The sequence below is a fragment of the Burkholderia lata genome (assembly GCF_902499025.1).
Lineage (GTDB): Bacteria > Pseudomonadota > Gammaproteobacteria > Burkholderiales > Burkholderiaceae > Burkholderia > Burkholderia lata_C.
In genome coordinates this window covers 51,901-71,157 of the sequence record NZ_CABVPW010000020.1, presented here as the reverse complement: position 1 = coordinate 71,157, position 19,257 = coordinate 51,901, and the positions used below count along the sequence as shown (strand labels likewise).

At 67.1% G+C, this 19,257-nt stretch carries 16 protein-coding genes and 1 riboswitch; of the genes, 4 read left to right on the top strand and 12 right to left on the bottom strand.

What is annotated here, in order from left to right:
• Positions 1–129 precede the first annotated feature (129 nt).
• Complete coding sequence (gene thiC, locus BDI24065_RS20980; RefSeq protein ID WP_048024440.1) at positions 130–2,061, bottom strand: phosphomethylpyrimidine synthase ThiC; 1,932 nt, start codon at positions 2,059–2,061, stop codon at positions 130–132.
• A 124-nt stretch (positions 2,062–2,185) separates the two neighbouring features.
• Positions 2,186–2,302: riboswitch (TPP riboswitch) on the bottom strand.
• Between the two features lie 272 nt (positions 2,303–2,574).
• On the opposite strand from thiC, the gene BDI24065_RS20975 reads away from it, so the two are divergent.
• The 3 genes from BDI24065_RS20975 (at position 2,575) to BDI24065_RS20965 (ending at position 4,398) form a co-directional block, all read left to right on the top strand.
• On the top strand, positions 2,575–2,850 hold the full coding sequence (locus tag BDI24065_RS20975) for a pentapeptide MXKDX repeat protein (protein ID WP_175032886.1): 276 nt from the start codon (positions 2,575–2,577) through the stop codon (positions 2,848–2,850).
• Between the two features lie 97 nt (positions 2,851–2,947).
• Complete coding sequence (locus BDI24065_RS20970; RefSeq protein ID WP_175032885.1) at positions 2,948–3,580, top strand: cytochrome b/b6 domain-containing protein; 633 nt, start codon at positions 2,948–2,950, stop codon at positions 3,578–3,580.
• A 29-nt stretch (positions 3,581–3,609) separates the two neighbouring features.
• On the top strand, positions 3,610–4,398 hold the full coding sequence (locus BDI24065_RS20965; RefSeq protein ID WP_175032884.1) for a molybdopterin-dependent oxidoreductase: 789 nt from the start codon (positions 3,610–3,612) through the stop codon (positions 4,396–4,398).
• A gap of 18 nt (positions 4,399–4,416) precedes the next feature.
• On the opposite strand, the gene BDI24065_RS41395 is transcribed toward BDI24065_RS20965, so the two are convergent.
• Together BDI24065_RS41395 and BDI24065_RS20955 are read right to left on the bottom strand one after the other, a co-directional pair.
• Positions 4,417–6,111 carry a methyl-accepting chemotaxis protein gene (locus tag BDI24065_RS41395; protein WP_175032883.1) on the bottom strand — a complete coding sequence of 565 codons (1,695 nt, stop codon included), beginning with the start codon at positions 6,109–6,111 and terminating at the stop codon, positions 4,417–4,419.
• Positions 6,108–6,518, bottom strand: coding sequence for a hypothetical protein (locus BDI24065_RS20955; RefSeq protein ID WP_175032835.1), 411 nt, complete (start codon positions 6,516–6,518; stop codon positions 6,108–6,110). The genes BDI24065_RS41395 and BDI24065_RS20955 overlap by 4 nt, the downstream gene beginning before the upstream one ends.
• A 108-nt stretch (positions 6,519–6,626) precedes the next feature.
• Here BDI24065_RS20955 and BDI24065_RS20950 point away from each other — a divergent pair, with 108 nt between their 5' ends.
• A complete protein-coding gene (locus BDI24065_RS20950) occupies positions 6,627–7,835 on the top strand; it encodes an EamA family transporter (protein ID WP_175032882.1) in 1,209 nt (402 codons plus the stop codon).
• Between the two features lie 21 nt (positions 7,836–7,856).
• Here the strand turns inward: BDI24065_RS20950 and BDI24065_RS20945 are convergent, their stop codons facing one another.
• The 9 genes from BDI24065_RS20945 to BDI24065_RS20905 form a co-directional block, all read right to left on the bottom strand.
• Positions 7,857–9,056 carry an MFS transporter gene (locus BDI24065_RS20945; protein WP_175032881.1) on the bottom strand — a complete coding sequence of 400 codons (1,200 nt, stop codon included), beginning with the start codon at positions 9,054–9,056 and terminating at the stop codon, positions 7,857–7,859.
• A gap of 191 nt (positions 9,057–9,247) precedes the next feature.
• Positions 9,248–10,072: a phosphodiesterase gene (locus BDI24065_RS20940; protein WP_175032880.1), complete on the bottom strand. Its 825-nt coding sequence runs from the start codon at positions 10,070–10,072 to the stop codon at positions 9,248–9,250.
• Positions 10,073–10,159: 87 nt separating this feature from the next.
• Positions 10,160–11,191: an ABC transporter ATP-binding protein gene (locus tag BDI24065_RS20935; protein WP_175032879.1), complete on the bottom strand. Its 1,032-nt coding sequence runs from the start codon at positions 11,189–11,191 to the stop codon at positions 10,160–10,162.
• A gap of 13 nt (positions 11,192–11,204) precedes the next feature.
• Positions 11,205–12,101, bottom strand: coding sequence for an ABC transporter permease (locus BDI24065_RS20930; protein ID WP_175032878.1), 897 nt, complete (start codon positions 12,099–12,101; stop codon positions 11,205–11,207).
• A 10-nt stretch (positions 12,102–12,111) separates the two neighbouring features.
• Positions 12,112–12,936: an ABC transporter permease gene (locus BDI24065_RS20925; protein ID WP_175032877.1), complete on the bottom strand. Its 825-nt coding sequence runs from the start codon at positions 12,934–12,936 to the stop codon at positions 12,112–12,114.
• A 17-nt stretch (positions 12,937–12,953) separates the two neighbouring features.
• On the bottom strand, positions 12,954–13,982 hold the full coding sequence (locus tag BDI24065_RS20920; RefSeq protein ID WP_175032876.1) for an ABC transporter substrate-binding protein: 1,029 nt from the start codon (positions 13,980–13,982) through the stop codon (positions 12,954–12,956).
• Positions 13,983–14,057: 75 nt separating this feature from the next.
• Complete coding sequence (locus tag BDI24065_RS20915; protein WP_175032875.1) at positions 14,058–15,083, bottom strand: LacI family DNA-binding transcriptional regulator; 1,026 nt, start codon at positions 15,081–15,083, stop codon at positions 14,058–14,060.
• A gap of 321 nt (positions 15,084–15,404) precedes the next feature.
• Positions 15,405–16,520 carry a hypothetical protein gene (locus BDI24065_RS20910; protein ID WP_175032874.1) on the bottom strand — a complete coding sequence of 372 codons (1,116 nt, stop codon included), beginning with the start codon at positions 16,518–16,520 and terminating at the stop codon, positions 15,405–15,407.
• A 1,091-nt stretch (positions 16,521–17,611) separates the two neighbouring features.
• Complete coding sequence (locus BDI24065_RS20905) at positions 17,612–19,255, bottom strand: serine hydrolase domain-containing protein (RefSeq protein ID WP_175032873.1); 1,644 nt, start codon at positions 19,253–19,255, stop codon at positions 17,612–17,614.
• Between the last annotated feature and the right edge of the window lie 2 nt (positions 19,256–19,257).

Here is a 19,257-nt window from a genome sequence, read left to right as displayed (position 1 = left end):
GTAATGAATTGTTTCCGGTGGTTTACCCATGCGCCGGCGGGCACGCGGCATGCGCAAAAAAGCCCGCTCGAAAGCGGGCTTCGTGCATGGCGAGGCGATCCGGCGGGGATCGCCGGACCGCGCGTTCGCTTACTGACGGTGATAGATCTCGGCGCCGGTCTTGACGAACTCGACCGCCTTGACTTCCATCCCCTTCTTCAGCGCTTCGGTTTCCGACACGCCCTGCTGCGCGGCGAACTCGCGCACGTCCTGCGTGATCTTCATCGAGCAGAAGTGCGGGCCGCACATCGAGCAGAAGTGCGCGACCTTCGCCGAATCCTTCGGCAGCGTCTCGTCGTGGAATTCGCGCGCCTTGTCCGGATCGAGACCGATGTTGAACTGGTCTTCCCAGCGGAATTCGAAGCGTGCTTTCGACAGCGCGTTGTCGCGCACCTGCGCGCCCGGGTGGCCCTTCGCGAGATCGGCGGCGTGCGCGGCGAGCTTGTACGTGATGATGCCTTCCTTCACGTCGTCCTTGTTCGGCAGGCCCAGGTGCTCCTTCGGCGTCACGTAGCACAGCATCGCGGTGCCGAACCAGCCGATCATCGCGGCGCCGATGCCGGACGTGATGTGGTCGTAGCCCGGTGCGATGTCGGTGGTCAGCGGCCCGAGCGTGTAGAACGGCGCTTCCTTGCACCAGTCGAGCTGGAGATCCATGTTCTCCTTGATCAGCTGCATCGGCACGTGGCCGGGGCCTTCGATCATCACCTGCACGTCATGCTTCCACGCGATCTGCGTGAGTTCGCCGAGCGTCTTCAGTTCGCCGAGCTGCGCTTCGTCGTTCGCGTCGTAGATCGAGCCGGGACGCAGGCCGTCGCCGAGCGAGAAGCTCACGTCGTACGCCTTCATGATCTCGCAGATCTCTTCGAAGTGTTCGTACAGGAAGCTTTCCTTGTGATGCGCGAGGCACCACTTCGCCATGATCGAGCCGCCGCGCGACACGATGCCGGTCATCCGGTTCGCGGTGAGCGGCACGTACTGCAGGCGCACGCCCGCGTGGATCGTGAAGTAGTCGACGCCTTGCTCGGCCTGTTCGATCAGCGTGTCGCGGAAGATTTCCCAGGTCAGGTCCTCGGCCTTGCCGTTGACCTTTTCCAGCGCCTGGTAGATCGGCACCGTGCCGATCGGCACCGGGCTGTTGCGGATGATCCACTCGCGCGTTTCATGGATGTGCTTGCCGGTCGACAGGTCCATCACCGTGTCGCCGCCCCAGCGGATCGCCCACGTCATCTTGTCGACTTCCTCGCCGATCGACGACGTGACGGCCGAGTTGCCGATGTTCGCGTTGATCTTCACGAGGAAGTTGCGGCCGATGATCATCGGCTCGGATTCCGGGTGGTTGATGTTCGCGGGGATGATCGCGCGGCCGCACGCCACTTCCGAGCGCACGAATTCCGGCGTGATCTCGGCCGGTGCGTTCGCGCCGAAGGCTGCGGCGCCGAACGCCTGGCCCGGGTGCTGGCGGCCCATCATCGCGGCGAGCTTCGCGCCGTTCGGGCCGCTGGCCTTCAGGCTCTCGAGGTACTCGGCACGGCGCTGGTTCTCGCGGATCGCGATGTATTCCATTTCCGGCGTGATGATGCCCTGACGCGCATAGTGCATCTGCGTGACGTTCTTGCCGGCCTGCGCGCGGCGCGGGTTGCGGTGCAGGCCCGGGAACCGCAGGTCGGCGGTGGCCGGGTCGGCCGCACGCTCGAGGCCGTACTGGCTCGACAGGCCGCCGAGCACTTCGGTGTCGCCGCGTGCCTCGATCCAGCCCTGGCGCAGCGCGGCCAGGCCCGCGCGGATGTCGATCTTCGCGTCCGGATCGGTGTAGGGGCCCGATGTGTCGTACACGTAGATCGGCGGATTCTTTTCGCCGCCGAAGCCGGTCGGCGTGTCGGCCTGCGTGATTTCACGCATCGGCACGCGGATGTCGGGCTGAGAGCCGGTTACATAAACCTTGCGGGAATTCGGCAGCGGGGCGACGGCCGCGGCATCGACATGAGCGTCGGCGGACAGAAACTTCGGATTGGCGTTCATGCAATCTCCTGTGTGAGCGCCGGACAGGCGCGTCGGCGCTTGCCCGGAGCCCTTGACGTATGTGGGGCTCGAGCTAAGCAGGAGACGAGGCTTGGTGAGGCGGCGGATTTCGTCAGAAGGATGGCGGCGAAATCCGTACGCTTCCCTGCGCTGGCATTATCCAGATCAGGTTCAAAGGGTATTTCTCACCCGCAATGCCGATTGTTTGACCGGACGCATTGCAGGACCCCCGCGTTAGCAGGGCACACGATACACTGGCTTGGCGGCGGTTTCAACCGGGAGAGGATCGGCTGCCCCGGTGCGGCCGCAGCATGGCGGGCGGTACGGTGGCCCGTCGAAATGGCAGCGCGCGTCGCCGCCGCATGGCCTCCCGGCTTGGCCGGCAACGGCGAAGCGGTGCAGCATGACGCGCTTTCGCGCAACCTCAAAAAAAATTTTCGCAGCGGCTGTCATTTCCCGCGACGTCGTCCGTCTATTCGGCTCCTTAAACCCATGTTGTTTTGGAGAGATGTCATGAAAAAAGTACTGATTGCCGCTTGCGTCGCCGCTTTCGCCACGATCGCCACGGGCGCGTATGCGCAGAACGACGCGATGTCGCAGCCGGGCTCGTCGATGTCGAAGGACGCGATGGGCCACGACGCGATGGCCAAGGATGCGATGGGCCATGACGCGATGAAGAAGGACGGCATGAAGAAGCATGCGATGAAGAAAGACGCGATGAAGAAGGACGCGATGTCGCACGACGAGATGGGCAAGTCGTCGGGCGACAAGATGGCGCCGTCGAACTGACGGAGGCGGACGCGGCGCGGCCGGCGCGTGCGTCGCACGGCGGCCGCCCGCAACGCGTCCCGTCCCGTCCCGTTGACTCATTCCGGGAGTCTTCATCATGCAAACCGTTCCCGCCACCGGGCGCGCGGCCGCCACGCCGCCCGCGCGCCCGATCCATCCGCTGTGGGTGCGCGCGAGCCACTGGCTCAACGCGCTCGCGGCGATCCTGATGGTGCTGTCCGGCTGGCGCATCTACGACGCGTCGCCGATCTATCCGCCGTTCACGTTCCCGCACGGGATCACGATCGGCGGCTGGCTCGGCGGCGCGCTGCAATGGCATTTCGCGGCGATGTGGCTGCTCGTCTTCAACGGGCTGTTCTACCTCGCGATGTCGATCGCGACGGGGCGCCTCGCGCGCAAGATGCTGCCCGTCACGCCGGCGTCGATCTGGCGCGACATCCGTGCCGCGTTGGGCGGGCGGCTGTCGCACGACGACCTGAGCGTCTACAACGCGGTGCAGCGAGCCGCATACCTGACCGCGATCGTCGATCTCGTCGTGCTGGTGCTGTCGGGGCTCACGATCTGGAAATCCGTGCAATTCCCGCTGCTGCGTGAATTGTTCGGCGGCTACGACAACGCGCGTGTCGTGCACTTCTGGGCGATGTCGGTGCTCGTCGCATTCGTTGTCGTTCACGTCGCGATGGCGCTGCTGGTGCCGCGCTCGCTGCTCGCGATGCTGCGCGGGCGCTGACCTGTCAACTTCGAGTGAAGGAAATCATCATGTCGGAATCCGAAAACAAGCGCGACGGTTCGCGCTGGACGCTCGACCGGAAGTCGCTCGAACTCGACGTGCGCCGCGAGCTCGAGATGCCGTCGCGGCGGCTGTTCAACCGGCGCGTGCTGACGCTCGGCGGCCTGACGATGCTGACCGGCTGCTCGCTGAAGGACGACGCGTCGGTCAACACGTTCCTCGAGACGGTGTCGCGCATGAACGACCGCGTGCAGGCCTGGCTGTTCAGTGGCGAGCGGCTCGCGCCGACCTACACCGAAGCGGACATCACGCGACCGTTCCCGTTCAACGCGTACTACGGGATCGACGACGTGCCGCACGTCGATGCGTCGACGTATCGGCTCGTGCTGTCCGGCCGCGTGACGGGCAAGCGCGTGTGGACGCTCGACGAACTGTATGCGCTGCCGCACGCGGAGCAGATCACGCGGCATATCTGCGTGGAAGGGTGGAGCGCGATCGGCCGCTGGGGCGGCACGCCGTTCGGCGCGTTTCTCGCGCGTGCCGGCGCCGATACGCGGGCTAAGTACGTCGGTTTCAAATGCGCAGATGATTACTACGAGAGCATCGACATGCCGACCGCGCTGCATCCGCAGACGCTGCTCGCGTTCGACTACGACGGCCACCGGCTGCCGCCGGAATTCGGCTTCCCGATGAAGCTGCGGATGCCGACCAAGCTCGGCTACAAGAACCCGAAGCACATCATGGAGATCTTCGTGACCGATACGTTTCCGGGCGGCTACTGGGTCGACCAGGGGTACAACTGGTTCGGCGGATCGTGAGCGGTGCCGCGCCGCGCGTCAGAACGTTTCCCAGTCGGCCGGCGCGGACGTGCGTGCCGCCGCCAGCGCCGGCCCGGCAACCGCGCGGAGCGGGGCAGGGCGCTGCGTCTTGCGCACGGCGGCGGAGGCCGCCGCGATCGCGCCGGCCTCGCCGGGTTCGCCCGTTTCACCGGACAGCCTGAACACCGAGATCGCGCGCTTCTGCTCCGCCGCTTGCTGCTCGAGCGACTGCGCTGCCGCTGACGCTTCTTCGACGAGCGCCGCATTCTGCTGCGTGACTTCGTCCATCTGACCGACGGCCACGTTGACCTGTTCGATGCCGCGGCTCTGCTCGTCGGATGCGGCGGCAATCTCCGCGTTGATGTCCGAGACGCGGCGGATCGCCTGCTGTATCTCGCTCATCGTGCGGCCGACTGCCTCGGCCTGCGTCGAACCTTCCCGGACGGTCGTCGCCGAGCGCTGGATCAGATCCTTGATCTCCTTCGCGGCGCTCGACGCGCGCTGCGCGAGGCTGCGCACCTCGCCGGCGACGACGGCGAAGCCGCGTCCCTGTTCGCCGGCGCGGGCCGCCTCGACGGCCGCGTTCAAGGCGAGGATGTTCGTCTGGAACGCGATGCTCTCGATCAGGCCGGTGATCTCGGCGATCTTCGTCGAGCTCGTGCTGATCTCCGTCATCGTCGCGAGCATCTGCCCGACCGCTTCGCCGCCCTTGTCCGCGATCTGCGATGCGTTCGTCGCGAGCGTCGTCGCCTGGATCGCGTTCTCCGCGTTCTGTTTGACCGTCGCGGTCAGCTCGTCCATGCTCGCCGCGGTCTGCTCGAGCGACGCGGCCTGTTCCTCGGTGCGTGACGACAGGTCCATGTTGCCCGCCGCGATCTGTTTCGACGCGACCAGGATCGACTCGCTCGACGTCTTGATGCCGCGCACGATGCCGGCGAGCTGCGTGTCCATCTGGCGCAGCGCGCTCAGCAGGCGGCCGAATTCGTCCGTCGAGCGGGTCTCGAGCCGGTTTTCGAGCCGTCCGTCCGCGATGCGCCGGGCAGCCGTCATCGCGATTTCGAGCGGCTGCGTGATTGCGCGCTGCAAATAGAACCACGCGCCGATCGCCACCGCCACGCCGACGGCAAGCACGCCGAACGACACCCACTGCAGCAGGTGGAACGTATCGCTGCCTTGCGTGGCGGCGTCCTTCACCTGCGCCACGTTGATCGCGATGTCCGCGTCGATGCCGTCGCTCAGCGCGACGCCGACCGGGCGCAGCTTGTCGAGCGTCGCACCGACGGCCTCGGCATTGCCGCCCGCGGCGGCGGCGAGCGTCGCGTCGGAGAGCGAACGGAACGCGGCGAGCTGGCTCGCGATCTGGTCGGCGACCTTGCGCTCGTCGTCCGCGGTTACTTTGGCCGGGTAGTAGTCGTTCCACGCGGCGGTCAGCTTCTTGTCGAATTCGTGCATGCGATCGACGATCTGCTTCGCGTCGGCCGGGTTCGTTTGCGCGGCGAGCCGGTCGAGCGCGACGCGCATCTGCAGCGATGCGGTGTGTGTCGTCGCCAGGTCCTCGACCGGGATGGTACCGAGCGCGTACATCGAGTCCATGTCCGTACTCAGCTTCGCGAGTCCGCGGACCCCCGTCAGCCCGATCGCGACCATCACGAGAAAGCACGCGCCGAATGCGAGCGCGATCTTGAATTTGATTGTGCCTGTCAGCTTGCTCATCCACCGTCACCCATGTCGAAACGAGAAACCCGCCATCCCTGAACGCCGGTCGCGAACCGATATGTCTGATAAATCCATACTGCGTTCAGGGTTATAAAAAGGTAAACGGCAACGGCGATTGTTAACTTGAGGCGCAACGAACCGTCGCGTACGCATGGCGGCCCGCGTCGAATCCGGCGCGCGAACCGGGGCGGCGCGCCCGGTGTGCGGCGGGCTCGGAGCGCATCGTCGCAGGAGGAACTGTCGTGCGGATGCGTCATTCCTGATGCTTTCAGACAGGTCTGACGTTGCTTTCGAATCCGTGATGCCATAATGCCGAGCGTGCGCAGCCGAAACGGTTGCGCGCGTTTTTTTTGTCCCTCTGCCGCCGCTTGCCGGTTCTCTTTCGTCGCCGTTCGCACTGCCATGTCGTTCCGCACGTTTGCTCTGCCTTCCCGGTCCCGCCAGGGCCGCTTGCCGGCATCGCCGGCGTCTTTCAGCGGAGCACGCGGCGTGACGTGCGGGCAGGCTGCACGATGACGCCGCTCGACCGTCTCCTCGATTTCTTCGCCCGCTTCTCGTTCCGGATCCGCCTGCCGCAAAGCCGCGGCGGCCGCGTGGCGCTGGCGCTCGTCTTCATCTATTTCGTCTGGGGTTCGACCTACAGCGGCCTGCATTTCGCGCTGCAGTCGTTCCCGCCGCTGCTGCTGTCGGGGCTGCGCAACCTGCTCGGTGGGATCGGCCTGTTCATCTTCGCGCTGCGGCGCAAGCCCGAATGGCCGACGCTGCTCGAAATCCGCAATGCGGGGATCGTCGGCACGATGCTCGTCGCGCTGTCGTCCGGCACGATCGCGCTCGGGATCAGTCTGGTCAGCAGCGGCTCGGCCGCGGTGATGGTGGCCACGGTGCCGCTGTTCGCGACCGTGATCGCGGCGGTCGCCGGGCGGCCGGTCACGAAAGGCGAGTGGTCGGCCGTTGCGCTCGGGATGGTCGGCATCGTCGTGCTGAATTCGGGCGGCGCGGCCGCGCAGAATTCGGCGCTCGGCACGATCTGCGTGCTGGCCGGCGCCCTGTTCTGGGCCGGCGGCGCGCATCTCGCGACGCGGCTCAAGCTGCCGTCCGACCTGTTTCTGTCCACGTCGCTGCAGATCGGCCTCGGCGGCATGATCTCGACGCTCGTCGCGTGGCTGGTCGGCGAGCGCGTCGAGCACCTGATGGTGGGGCCGGTGTTCGCGTTCCTGTACCTGATGGTGTTCTGCACGATGGCCGCATACGTCGCGTACGGCTACCTGATCCGTCACACGAGCCCGATCATCGCGAGCAGCTGCATGTACGTGAACCCGATCGTCGCGGTCGCGCTCGGTGCGCTGCTGCTTGGCGAGCCGGTGACGATGGCCACCGTGGTCGCGACCGTCGCGATCCTCGGCAGCGTCGGGCTGTCGTTCGTGTTCGATCCGGCGCGCCGCCCCGCGGCGCGCGCGGCGGCCGCCAGTTCGGCGGCCGTGGCGGCCGCGTCGACGGCGGAGGCTTCGTCCGCGCCCGAACAGATCGCGGTGCCGGATGCGGCGCCGATCCTGGCGCCTTCGGCCGTTCCGCTGGCCGTGCCGACGCCGGCTGCCGTGATGGATCCCGCCGCGGTCATTGATCCGGCACCGGCGTTCGCCATGCCGCCCATCGCCGAACCGGAACCCGCGTTCGCGCCGCCGCCCGCCGCCGAACCGACGGCGCCCCGCGCCGACGCGTGATGCCGCCGTGGCCGGTCGCGCTCAGTCGTGCCGGCCGCCGCGGTGGTGGAACCAGCCCGCGAGCGCGGTGAACACCAGCCCGGTCGCGCACATGCCGATCCAGCCGAATGTGTGCCATGCAGCCACGCCGGCTGACGAGCCGAGTGCGCCGCCGATGAAATAGCACACCATGTACACCGTGTTGACGCGGCTGCGCGCCTCGGGCTTCAGCGCATAGATGCGCGACTGGTTCGAGATCTGCGCGGCCTGCACGCCGACGTCCAGCACGATCACGCCGATCACGAGCCCGACGAGGCTCGAACCCGACAACGCAAAGATCACGAACGACAGCGCGAGCAGCGCGATCGCGAGCGAGATGATCGCGCGCGGGCCGCGCTTGTCCGCGAAGCGGCCCGCGTACGGCGCCGCGAGCGCACCCGCCGCGCCGACGATCCCGAACAGGCCGGCTGCCTGCGGGCCGAGATGGAACGGCGCGCCGGCGAGCAGCAGCGTGAGCACGGGCCAGAACGCGCTGAATGCCGCGAACAGCGCGGCGCCCGTCAGCGACGCCTCGCGCAGCCCGCGCAGTTCGACCGCCAGATGCCACATCGAGCCGAGCAGCTTGCCGTACGGCAGCGTCGACGTCGGCGAGCTGCGCGGCAGCCGCAGCACGATCACGGCGGCGAGCGCGACGAGCGCCGCGACCGACGCGGCGAACACCGCGCGCCAGCCGAAATACTCGGCGACGAAGCCGGCGGCCGTGCGCGCGAGCAGGATGCCGAGCAGCAGGCCGCTCATCACGGTGCCGACCGCGTGCCCGCGTTCGGCCGGCGGCGCGATCTCGGCGGCGAACGGCACGGCCTGTTGCGCAATGGTCGCGAGTACGCCGATCGCGAGGCTCGCGACGGCGAGCACGGCCAGCGACGGCGCGGTGGCCGCGACGATCAGCGCGATCGACAGGCCGGCGATCTGCATCAGGATCAGCCCGCGGCGGTCGAAGCGGTCGCCGAGCGGCGCGAGCAGGAACATGCCGGCCGCATAGCCGAGCTGCGTCGCGGTCGGCACCGCGCCGATCCAGGATGCGCCGTCGGGAAACGCCGAGCGGAAGCTGTCGAGCAGCGGCTGGTTGTAATAGATGTTCGCGACGGACACACCCGCGATCGTCGCTAGCAGCAACAGCAGGCTGCGCGAATAGTGGGGTGAGGCGGCGTCGGTCGGACGGTCGGTGGAGGCGGTGGACATGGCTGCGCGGACGGAAGTGGGGCGGCGCGGCGCGCGGGCGCACGCGTCGGGTGCGCAGGCGCGCGGGGCGCCGGTCAAGGCTGCCGATCATACCGGAGCGACGTGAATCCTGCCGGACAGGGGCAAATCGGCGAAACCGGCGCAACCGGGCGGCGGCTGCTGCCGCCCGTCATCGTGCGTGCTTCACCCCGTCAGTCGACCAGCTCGCCCGTCGGTTCATAGAACGGATAGGGCCCGGCGCCTTCATCGACGTACACGTGATGCGACGTCATCCCCGCATCGGGCACATAGCGATGGACCGCGAACGCCGGCGGTTCGAGCCGGAAGGCGGACGGCGCATCGGTGCGCAGGTCGAATGCGACCTGGTGCGCGGGCGACGGCACCGCGGCTGCGAGCGTGCCGCCGAAGCGCGTGAACATCGTGCGATGCACGTGGCCGCACAGCACGCGCTCGACGTTCGGATGGCCGCGCAGCAGCGCGTCGAGTTTCGCGGAAGCGGCGGGCGCGAGGCGCAGCTTGTCCATGTGGCCGATGCCCGACGCGAACGGCGGGTGATGCAGCGCGACGATCACGGGCCGGTCGCGCGCGGCGTCGAGCTGCGCGGCGAGCCAGGCGAGCCGTGCATCGCACAGGTCGCCGTAGCTGGCGCCCGGCACCTGCGAATCGAGCGCGAGCACGCGCACTGTGCCGACGTCGAGCGCGTACTGTACGAATTCGCCGTCGTGCAGCTCGGCGCGATCGGCGAACGCGCGGCGCAGCCCGGCGCGGTCGTCGTGATTGCCGATCATCAGGTAATACGGAATCTCGAGCGCCGCGAGCAGCCCGCGCAGGTTGCCGTACTCTTCATCGTGGCCGAAATCGGTCAGGTCGCCGGTGACGAGCACCGCGTCGGGGCGCGGCACGAGCGCATTCAGTTTTTCGATGCAGCGCGCGAGCGCGGCCGCGGTGTCGACGCGCCGGTACGCGAGCTGTCCCGGACGCTTGATGTGGAGATCGCTGATTTGAGCAAGCAGCATCGTCGTTCCTCGGAATCGTTTGTATGTTGTCGCGGCGTCGTTGCGCGCCGCGGTGGGGTGCTGCCTGAATGATGCCCGAACGACGGATCACGCGCCGAGCGCGATCAGGCCTTCCGGTGCGATCGTGAGGCCGACCGCCGTGCCGCGTGCGAGCGCGATGCGGCCCGGCACGTCGATCACGAGCGCGTCGGGGGCCGCATGCTCGATCGTGAGCCGCGTGCGCTCGCCGAGGAACGCGCACGCACTCACGGCACCGCGCAGCGGCGCAAGCGCGGGATCGGCGAGTTGTGCGTCCTCGGGGCGGAAGAACCACTCGTCGGCGGCGTGCGGCGTCGCGATCGCGCCGCCCGTGGTCACCAGCGTGCCATCGCGCCATTGCCCGGCGAGCCGGTTCAGCGTGCCGATGAACTGCGCGACCGTGCGATTCGCCGGGTGGTAGTAAATGTCGCGTGGCGTGCCGATCTGCTCGATGCGGCCCGCGCCCATCACGACGATCCGGTCGCCGAGCTCCATCGCTTCGGCCTGGTCGTGCGTCACATAGACCGTCGTCACGCCGAGTTCGCGCAGCAGCGCATTCATCTCGCGACGCAGCGTGTCGCGCAGCTTCGCGTCGAGTGCGGTCAGCGGCTCGTCGAGCAGCAGCACGCGCGGCCGCACCGCCAGCGCGCGGGCCAGCGCGACGCGCTGGCGCTGGCCGCCCGACAGCTGGTCGATCGGCTTGTCCGCATGCGCGTCGAGCCGCATCATCGCGAGCAGCTCGTCGACGCGCTCGCGCAGCGCGCGCGACTCGGTCTTGCGGATCTTCAGCCCGTAGCCGACGTTGCCGCGCACCGTCAGGTTCGGAAACAGCGCGTAGTTCTGGAACACCATGCCGACCTGCCGGCGCTCGATCGGCAGCGGGGTCACGTCGTCATTGCCGAACGCGATCGTGCCGCCGGCGTCCGGCGTGTCGAGGCCCGCGATCAGGCGCAGCGTCGTCGTCTTGCCGCAGCCGGACGGCCCGAGCAGCACGAGCGTTTCGCCCGCGCCGATCGACAGGTCGAGCGGTTCGAGCACGCGCGTGCCGCGGAACGTCTTCGCGCAGCGGGTCAGGGTGATGGGGGTGGAATCGAGTTTCATGTCTGCGAGAAATTCAGCGCGGGCGCTTCTTGAGCGCGCGCGTGCCGGACGGATCGACGCCGAGCCACTGCATCGCAACGAGCAGCGGCAGCGTCATCAGCAGGAACAGGATCGTGTACGCGCTGCCGACTTCGAGGCGCAGCGACGCATACGTATCGGCGAGCCCGACCGGCAGCGTCTTGGTGTCGGGCGTATGCAGCATCCACGTGAGGTTGAATTCGCCGATCGACAGCGTGAGCACCGCGAGCGCACCCGCGACGATGCCGGGGCGCAGGTTCGGCAGCACGATCGTGACGAAGCGCGTGACGAACGACGCGCCGAGGCTGGCCGCACCTTCCTCGAGCGTGCGCAGGTCGGCGCCGGCCGCGACGGCCGCGACCGCGCGCACCATGAACGGCAGCGTGAACACGACGTGGCCGACGACGATGAACCACAGGCTCATCCGGAACGCGGTGAAGCCGCCATACACGACCAGCAGCGCGAGCGCCGATGCAAGGCCCGGCAGCGCGACCGGCAGCACGAGCGCCTCCTCGATCGCGCGCGCGACGCGGCTCTTGCTGCGCGCGAGCGCATAGCCGGCCGGCACGCCGACGACGAGCACGATCGCGAGCGTCGCGAACGCGACGTAGAGCGACAGCGCGACCGAGCCGTGATATTGCTGCCACACCTGTTCGAGCCAGCGCAGCGTGAGCCCGCTCGACAGGCCGCGGAAATAGTTGACGGTGAGGCCCGCGAGCACCGACATCACGACGGGCACGATCAGGAACGCGCACAGCAGCAGCGTGACGCCCCATTGCAGCGCGGCGATCGCGCGCGCGCCGGTGACGCGCGGCGCGCGGCGGGCGATGCCGTTCGCCTGCGCGGGAGCGGGGGCCGGCGACGGCGCGGAAGAGCCGGAAAGCGATTGCATGCGGGAATCCTCAGGCCGCGGCGGCGGCGGTGTGGCCGGTGAAGCGGCGCGCGAGCGCGAGCACGGCCCAGGTGACGATGCCGAGCACGATCGACAGGCCGGCCGCCGTCGCGATGTTCGCGTTCAGCGTGAACTCGGTATAGATCGTCATCGGCAGCACGTTCAGGTCGGTGGCGAGCGTGAACGCGGTGCCGAACGCGCCCATCGCGGTCGCGAAACAGATCGCGCCGGCCGCGATCAGGCCCGGCGCGAGCGCGGGCAGCACGATGTCGACGAAGATGCGCCACGGCGATGCGCCGAGCGAGCGCGCGGCTTCCTCGAGCGACGCGTCGAGCTTCGACGCCGCCGCGATCACGGTGACGATCACGCGCGGAATCGAGAAGTACAGGTAGCCGATGAACAGGCCCGCGACCGAGTACGCGAATACCCACTTGTCGCCGGTGAGCTTCGCGGACAGCATGCCGATCAGCCCCTGCCGGCCGGCGAGCATGATCACCATGAAGCCGACGACGACGCCCGGGAACGCGAGCGGAAACGTGAGCAGCGCGAGCAGCACGCGCTTGCCCGCGAATTCGCGGCGTGCGAGCAGGAGGCCCGAGATCGTCGACAGCACGAGCGTCGCGAGCGTGACGCCCGCGGACAGCGCGACGGTTTCGCCGAGGCTCCTCATGTAGCGCGCATTGCCGAGCAGCGCCGCGTAGTTCGAGAAGAACGCGCCGTCGGCGGATACCTGCACGAGTGCCGCCATCGGCAGCAGCCAGAAAGCGGCGAACACCGCGAGCGCCGGCGCGACGAGCGCGACGCGCCAGCGTAGCGGGAAAGTCAGGTCAAGCATCGATGATGTCCGGCCGCTTACTGCATCACCTGGAGGTATTGCTGGCCGAATGCCTGCTGGCCGGCCGCCATCTTGCCGAAGTCGACCGATTTCGCACGCGCATATTCGCTCGCCGGCAGGAACTTCGACGCGATGTCGGCGCCGAGCGTCTGCGCACGTACCGGACGCAGGTACGCGTTGGCCCACAGCTTCTGGCCTTCGTCCGACAGTACGAAGTCGAGCACCTTCTTGCCGTTTGCGTCGTGTGGGGCACCCTTCACGAGACTCATCACGTACGGCACCGCGATCGTGCCTTCTTTCGGAATCACGAACTCGACGTTCGCGTTGTCCTTGTACTTCGCGCGATATGCGTCGAAGTCGTAGTCGAGCAGGATCGGAATCTCACCCGACAGCACGCGCGCATACGCGGTCTGCTTCGGCACGATCGGCGCGTTCGCCTTCAGCTTTTTGAACCAGTCGAGCGCCGGCTTGAAGTTGTCGAGGCTGCCGCCGAGCGCCTGGTTCACGGCGACCGCGCCCGCGTAGCCGACGAACGCGCTCGACGGATCGAGATAGCCGACCATGCCCTTGTATTCGGGCTTCAGCAGATCGGCCCACGAGCGCGGCACCGGCTTGCCGTCGAGCGCGTCCTTGTTCACGAAGAAGCCGAGCGTGCCCGAGTGGATCGCGAACCAGTAGCCTTGCGGGTCCTTCAGGTTCGCGGGGATGTCGTTCCAGTGCGCGGGCTTGTACGGTGCGATCACGCCCTTGTCCTTCGCCTGGAAGGCCGACGACACGCCGAGGTAGACGACGTCGGCGACCGGGCTCTTCTGCTCGGCGATCAGCTGCGCGATCGACTGGCCCGAGTTCTTGTTGTCGAACGGCACGCGGATGCCGGTCTTCTGCTTGATCGCCGCGATCTGCGCGGCCCAGTCGGCCCATTCGGGCGGGCAGTTGTAGCAGATCGCCGTTTCGTCGGCATGGGCGGCGGGCGCGCCGGCGATGAGCGCGGCGCAGGCGACGGGAGCTGCAAGCGCGCGCAGCAGCGAGGTCAGGCGAAAGGACACGGTAGGTCTCCGGGCGAGGGTGAGGCGCTGGGGTGGTGTGGTTGTGTGCTTGTGTACGTGTGCGGCGGCGCGGGTTCAGGCCTTGCGCAATTGCAGGTCGGTGGCCGGCGGTGCGACCGTCGCGCCGTCGCGTACCACGTGCGGCAGGATCAGCGACGTGCGCTCGATCGCTGCGCCGCCGATGCACTCGACGAGACGCTGCCATGCGTGGCGGCCGATGTCGCGGTTCGGCGTCGCGACGCTCGCGAGCGGCGGCGCGAGCAGTTCGCCGATCGCGATCCCGTCGAAGCCGAGCACCGACAGGTCGTCCGGGATCGAGAAGCCTGCACGGCGCAGGCCGCGCATCACGACCATCGCGAGCAGGTCGTTGCTGCAGAAGAGGGCGGTCGGGCGCGTCGCGTGCGCAGTGAGATGGGCGAGCACCGCATCGGGCAGCTCGGGCGCGTTGAAGTCGACTTCGACCGGCGGCAACGTGGCGACGCCGCTTTCCTCGAGTGCCTGCGCATAACCGAGATGGCGCTGGCGCGCACGATCCGATGCGGCGAGCGAACCGGCCAGCATCAGCACGCGGCGGTGGCCGCGCGCGGTCAGCAGCCGCACGCCGTCATACGCGGCGCTGCGGTTGTCGACCGATACCGACGGGCGGCGCTGCGTGTCGTTGTGCATCAGCACGTAGTGCGGGCCGTCGCGATCGAGCATGTCGAGCAGCGGGTGGGTATCCGCATCGGCGACGGTGAGGATCAGCCCTTCGACGCGCTGCTCGCGCAGTGTCTCGATCGCGTGACGCTCGCGCGCCGCGTCGTATTCGGTCGTCATCAGGATCAGCTTGAAGCCGGCCGCGGTCGCGAGTTCGTCGATGCCTTGCAGGCAGTCGGCGAACACGGGGTTCGACAACGTCGGCACGACGACACCGACGAGCCGCGTGCGCTCGCCGCGCAGTTGCCGGCCGAGCGGGCTCGGGCGGAATTGCAGGGTATCGATCGCGATGCGGATCGTTTGCAGCGTGGCGGGGCTGACGGTATGCGGGGCGTTGATCGCACGCGAGACGGTGGCGATCGAGAAGCCCGCGAGGGCAGCGACATCCTTGATGGTCGAGGTCATGAAGTCATGCGATGTAAACGTTTTCGGCCAGAAAATTATCGAAAACGTTTGTGACTTCGCGATGACGTGAGCGACGTTTGTTTCGCAAAAAGTACGATACAAAAGTCAGACGGTTGGAACGTCGGGCAGGGCGGATTCATGTGAAGGATCGGCCGCGCGCCGCCGCTGTGGATTGTATCGGCGAACGCGGGCGCGGTGCGCGATGTCCGTCGTCGGGCGCGAGGCGGCCCGGCGTGCACGCGCATGCGGGCGGGATGCGTGCGCCGCGTCTCGCCGCTGGCCCGCGGCGTGCACGCGGCGCCGCCGCAGGGCAGGTTGGCGTTACAGCGCGACGAACAGCATGCCGTGCGGGTCCTGAAGGGCGGATGCGTTGCCGATGCTCGTCGCGACGGGCGTCAGGTGGCCGGACTTCGGATCCAGTTTCATCACCTGGCCTTGGCCGGCGCTGTAGGCGTCACCTTGAGAGAACGGCGCATCGACGCGGTAGGTCGTGTTGCTGGCGTCGGTGAACAGCATGAAGGTCTTGCCTTGCGGGCCCGGCGCCGGCACCCAGCGCGTATCGTCGACCGGATAGACAGGGCCGTCCTTGTCGCTGAAGAGCGTAAGCGTCAGCACGCTGACGGTCTGGCTCGCGCCCGGATTGTGGATGAACACCAGCTTGCCGTCGGCCTGGCTGTCGAGCACGAGATCGCCGGCGGAATTGATCGCTTCGGAATCGGGGTCCGTCAGGCTCAGTGTCACCTGCTGGTTGAAGGTGGGATTCGGCGATCCGCCGACGGACGGGGTCACGTCGGTGGCCTGCGCGTTACCGGCGAGCACCGGTGCGACGTCGAACGTCGTGCCGTTCGCGTTCAGCGTGAGCTGTCCGACGGTCGGTGCGGCGGTGCCGGGCGTGGTCGGGTTCGACGCGCTCACGTAGACGTTCCCGTTGAGCAACTGCATGTCGTCGAAGCCGCCGCCGTGTGCGGTCGGATTGACGGTCGCCGCGTAGGTCTTCTGCGTGCCGGCCTTGAGATCGATGATCGTCAGCTCGGGATTGCCGTCCTCATTGGCCATTGCCCATAGCGTGTTCGTATCGGCGCGGGCCATCAGGCCGTCGACGTGGCCCGGCACCGTATACGTCTTGAGCACGTTGCCGCCCAGGTCGTACTGCACGACATCGTTGGTCAGCCCCGGGACCGAGCCATCCTTGACGTCACCGGCCTTCTGATACCCGATGAAGACAGTGTTGTTGAACTGGACGATCGAGTCGGGCTTGTCGGTGGAGACCGGCGCTTTCGCGAACACGGACAGCGCGTAGCCGGACGCGGTGGCCGTGTTCGGCACGGCCGCCGTATTGGTCGGTGCGATACCGGGGGTCGAGGTCGCGTCGTCTCCACCACATGCCGCAAGAAAGACCGATGCCGACATCGCAATGAACAGAGGCTTTCTAAACATTTCGTTTTCCTGAATAGATGATTCGCGCCGACCGAATCGGGTTGATCTATTACCGCTGGTTACATGGGCGCGGGTCAGGCTAAGGCGCACATATTTCGTTTCGGTGAAAAAGTCGCGAACGTGCGGCGTGCCGTTCGCAATGCCGGGATCGGCTATCACGGTGTTGCTTAAGGCTGGCTTAACGAAAGGTGGCGAATCGCCTGCGTATCGAAATTCCGTCGGAAATCGGGGCATCGGCCGCGCCGGTCGAGCATGCGGATGTCAGGCGAAATCGAAGCCTTTCATTTTCTGGATGTAAGGCGCATGTGATCGAACGCGCGGCCGATCGTGCCGGCAAGCATCGGCGCCGGTGCATGGGGCGATGTTTCACCGGACCGGATCGGTCTCGGGAGGTTGCCGTGGCAGCGCGTCGCCGGTCGGGCAATCTGCGACGGAACAAATGAGGAAGGGGGGCGCGAGCAATGGTAGAATCGCGTCCGCCCTCTTGCCGGGGTGATGAAATTGGTAAACATAGCGGACTTAAACGATTGAGTGCCCGGTCGGAAACGGTCGGTGCAGAACCCTTCAAATTCGGCGAAACCCCTGATGCGCGCATCGAGGCAACGCCGAGCCAAGCCTCGCGGTACCCGCGAGGAAGGTGTAGAGACTAGACGGGGGGCGCCTAAGGCGCACGGGCAGCAGGCACGCCCGCGCGCGACGGTGAAGGCATAGTCCAGCGCACGAACGGCATCGCGCATGCGACGCCGGCTTTGAAAGAAGCAGTGTGACGAAAATCCGCCGCCTTAACTGGCTTGCCGGTTCGAGTCCGGTTCCCGGCACCACGATCGCTTTCAGTGCGATTCGATGAAGGGTCGAAAGCCCGCGAGAAACCTAGCGCTCGCGGGTTTTTTGTTTTTGTGGCGTGGCATCGATTGCGATTGCCTTCGACCGAACGACGAAGCCACCGTCATCGGCGACGCGTCGAATGGACCGGCGGGGCGGTCTCCGGCGGCGTCGCGGCGAATCATCACATGCGCGTGGTGGAACGCGCGCCTCCTGACGAAGCTGCAAGCCCCACCACGCAAACGTCACACGATGAAGTGACGCGATATCTACGAATCACACCGCTCGCGCATGAAGGTCAGGTTGCGCGTGCGCGACGTATCGATGCGAAAGCGCGTCACCTCGTGACCCGAGCGTTCCACCGTCAGGACGCCGTGGATGACGGCAAACTGACCGGTGGGGTCGAACGTGAAAATATCGTCGGCCACCGGCTCCAGCCGGTAGTCGGCACTGCCTGCGACGCCGTGCATGGTCAACATGAGTTCACCGTTCGTCACCGCGATCGTTGCACGTGCCGCGGCATCGTGACCGTGATACGTGCCGGTCAGACCGGCCGACGCATCGGAGAGCGACGGTGCGTGATCGGGCAAGCGCTCGAGCGTCTCCGCGTGCCCGCAGTCCACCAGCTCGATAGCCGTCACACGTGCCGCTGCCGCCGACGCTCGAGGTTTGATCAGCAGCGTTCCGCCTGCCCCTTCGTCGACCCGCAATCCGGCTTCCGTCTCGATGAGCGCCTGAGGCATCTGTCTGGCGTTATGCAAGCTCACGTTGACTTGCCCGTCGTGATCGTCGATCACGCAATACGTCCCGGATACACGCGAGTGGTACTTGCCGAGCAACGCTTCGTGCCCGGCAGTTTGCAGCGGCGCGGCAGGTTTCGCGCCAAGGATGGCATCGCCCAGAACGATATCGACTATCTGCGTAGCCAGTTCAACCACATTGGCTGCCGCGCCGTTGGTGAGAATGATGACGTCCAGTGCGTGCGTGGCCACGGTCAGCATCTGGCAGGTGCCACCGAACACACCGCCGGCATGGTGCAGCACCTCCACGTCGCGATGGGGCGTGAGCATCAGCCCGAGGGTGTAGACGCCTTCCGCGCCGCTCGAATAGTGCGGTTTGGTCAGCATCTGGCGCCAGCTTGCTTCGCTGCCGACCCGCTTGGGGCCGCGCAGATGCGCGAGCCAGCGCAGCATGTCGTCGACCGTCGACACGATCCCGCCTTCACCGAGCACCTCCCACGACGGAAAGAGGCCGCGCGTGAATCCGCCTGTTCCGTCCGGCACGTGCTGGGTCGCCATCCGCGGGCGGATGCGCATGTCGTCGGCGACCGACTCCGTGTCGACCATCCCCATCACGTCGAAGATGCGTTCCTTCAGAAAGGTCTCGAAGGGGACGCCGCTGACCCGCTCGATCGCGAGCGACAGCAGGTGATATCCGCCGTTGCAATAGATCATCCGCTCGCCCGGCGGGAAATTGACGTCGCGTTGCCGGACTTCTGCCGCCAGCACGCCGCCACGCGGCAGCGTCGCTACGCCTTGCGCGAGCAGCGTGAGGTCGAGATAGCAGCGGTAGCCGCCCGTATGCGTCATCAGCTGGCGCAAGCTGGGGTCGCCTGCCAGCAGCGGCAGTTCAGGCAGGTACGTGCGAATCCCGGCGTCGATGTCGAGCTTGCCGTCCTCGGCGAGCAGGAGCGCGGCGAGACAGGTGAAGTGCTTGCTCGTCGAGCCGATGCGCAAGCGCGTGGCCGGCGTATTGGCTACGCCGTGTTCCAGGCTTGCCATGCCGAAGCCTCGTCGGTAGAGGACTTCGCCTCGATGCGCCACGGCCACGACGAGGCCGGGTTCATCGCATTTGTTGAAGCGTTCGAACAGGGTATCCAGTTGCTTGGCGATGTCGTGCGATTCTTGTGTCATCT